2 protein-coding genes are annotated in these 2,409 nt (G+C 63.4%); both read right to left on the bottom strand.

Annotation, left to right across the window (positions count from 1 at the left end; genetic code table 11):
* Positions 1-118 precede the first annotated feature (118 nt).
* Positions 119-1,258 (bottom strand): mannitol-1-phosphate 5-dehydrogenase, encoded by a 1,140-nt coding sequence (locus Y707_RS0113225; protein WP_026535453.1) that lies wholly within the window; start codon positions 1,256-1,258, stop codon positions 119-121.
* On the bottom strand, positions 1,258-2,409 hold a 1,152-nt coding region (locus Y707_RS25865; protein WP_035781725.1), incomplete at its 5' end, for a PTS sugar transporter subunit IIA. The genes Y707_RS0113225 and Y707_RS25865, both read right to left, overlap by 1 nt.

The following is a 2,409-nucleotide window of genomic DNA, read 5'->3' as shown; positions in this document are numbered from 1 at the left end:
ACAGCCCTTTCTTCGTCCCGATCGCCAGGACCGTCTGTTCGGTGGGTGACATGTACTTATTCGACCACCGGTCCGGCCAACCCGCAACGGTTTCGAGGGGAAAAATTGCGTTGGGGAACTAAAACCGTGCTTCGACGAGGGCGCGTACCGGCTCGAACAGCGGATGGCTCTGGGACAGGCCGGTGATCATCGTCGTTGCCTCTCCGGCGGAGTGATCCCTAATAATCTGCGCCAGTTCGGCCGCTTCAGCGTCGTCCGGAGCGTCGAAGGCCAGTGCCACTTCCATCGCGGTCAACAGCGCCGCCGTCGGCATTCCCCGCTCCGCCAGCTCAGCCGCCGGACCGACAAACCGCTCGTGCCGGCCCAGCTTACGCAGCGGTGCACGGCCAACCCTGGCGACTGTGTCCGGCAGGTGGGGATTGGAGAAACGCTTCAAGATCTTCTGGACGTAGGCCTCCTGCTCGGACGCGTCCAGCCCGTGTTTGGCGACCAGCAGCGCCTTTGTCTCTTCCAGCACTGACCGCACCGCGCCGCTGACCTTGGGATCCGCCATCGACTCCGCGACCTTTTCCCAGCCCGCGGCGTAGCCGAAGTAGGCGCAGGCGGCATGGCCGGTATTGACGGTGAAGAGCTTGCGCTCAATGTACGGGCCGAGCGCGTCAACATATGTCGCCCCCGGAATATGAGGTTCCTGTCCGGCAAACGGCGTCCGGTCGATGACCCATTCATGGAACGTTTCGACGGTGACGTCCAGTCCCTGGTCCTGCCCCTGATTGGGAACAATACGGTCGACGGCGGTATTCGCGAACAGCGCTTTGGCAGCCAGTTCCGCCGGGCCAGCCGGAAAGGCCTTCTCGATTTCGGCGGCAAGGATGTCCGTGGCGTTGATAGCGTTCTCGCACGCCATTACCTGAAGAGGCGGCAGCCCTGCGGGCCGGGCGTCGATCCCCTTGGCGATGACGGGAGCAACGAATTTCAGGATATTCGGTCCCACCGCGGTGGTTACCATATCCGCCGCCGCTATCTCGGCGACGACGTCGGCCTCCTGGGTCTTGGAGTTCAGGGCGCGGTAGTTGTCCACCTTCCGGTCCGCGGGGTGTTCGCCCACTTCGTGGACCGTGTAGCTCGGCGTCGTGGCCAGCTGGTCGATCAGCGCATCCGCGACGTCGGCGAACACCACCTCATACCCGGCGTCGTGGAGCAACAGCCCGACAAAACCGCGGCCGATATTTCCGGCTCCGAAGTGAACCGCCCGCATCATCCGTTGACCTTTTGCAGCAGTGCAAGCACTTCATCAACCGTTTCGGCCTGTTCGAGCTTCGCGACCTGTTCCTTGTCCGAGAAGACCCGGGCAATGGAGGACAGGATGCTCAGGTGCTCGTTATTGACGCCGGCGACGCAGACCACGAACTTGGCCTGCTTGCCGTTCCAATCGATCCCTTCGGGATAGCGGACGAAGGAAATCGCGGACTGGTTGATGGATTCCTTGGCGGCGTTGGTGCCGTGCGGAATGGCCAGTGAGTTGCCCATGTACGTGGACACGGATTCCTCGCGCTCGTGCATGGAGGGAAGGTAGCTGACCTCGACCGCGCCCCGTTCAACGAGCAGCTGACCAGCCTCGTCGATGGCGGCATCGCGCGTCGTGGCAGACCCGCTGAGCACCACGCTCTGCGGGGCAAGAATCTCGCCGGAATCGTCCTCTTCGGTGTCCGCTTCCGCCGTCGTAGCAGCGCCCGCTACAGGCCCAGCTCCCGCCGTCGTCGCTGCGACTTCCCCGGCAGCCAAGGGCCGAGCCTCCGCCGTCGAACCTGCCGCCGGATTCTCCCCGGCGTCCCCCGCATCACCGGAGTTCCGTTTCTGCACGAGCTCGACAATCTCGTCGTACCTCGGACTGTTCATGAAGTTATCCACTGAAACATGGACGGCGCTGGCCGTGGCAGGCTGTGCTCGCTCGGTCAGATCCTGGTGGGTGACGACGACGTCGAAACTGTCGCTGAGATTGGCAATAGCGGAGTTGGTGACCTTCACATCGGGGAAGCCAGCCTTGCGGATCTTGTTGCGCAGTACGGAGGCGCCCATGGCGCTCGAGCCCATTCCGGCGTCGCAGGCGAACACAATGTCCTCGATGGGACCGGTGGCCGATCCTGCGGCCGATCCAGCAAGCGCGGAGGCGACGGAGCTCTTCTTGCCCTTCATGCCCTCCATCCGGCTGGTCGCTTCGCCCAAACCGTCCTCATCGGCGGCCTTGGTTGTTTTCAGAATGATGGAGGCAATCACGAAGGAGACCGCCGTCGCGAAGATGACTGACAGGGCTACGCCTAGATAGCTTCCGGCGGTTGTGGAGGCAAAGACGGCGATAATGCTGCCAGGCGCGGCGGGTGCACGAAGTCCGGCGCCGGTCAGCACGAG

It is taken from the genome of Arthrobacter sp. H14 (assembly GCF_000520495.1).
Classification (GTDB): domain Bacteria; phylum Actinomycetota; class Actinomycetes; order Actinomycetales; family Micrococcaceae; genus Arthrobacter_C.
Note: the sequence above shows the minus strand (reverse complement) of the source record. Positions and strands in the feature narration are given on the sequence as shown.

What these genes read in the sequence shown, in the direction of transcription:
- Y707_RS0113225 (WP_026535453.1), bottom strand. Translation starts at nt 1,258, where the DNA reads ATGCGGGCGGTTCACTTCGGAGCCGGAAATATCGGCCGCGGTTTTGTC.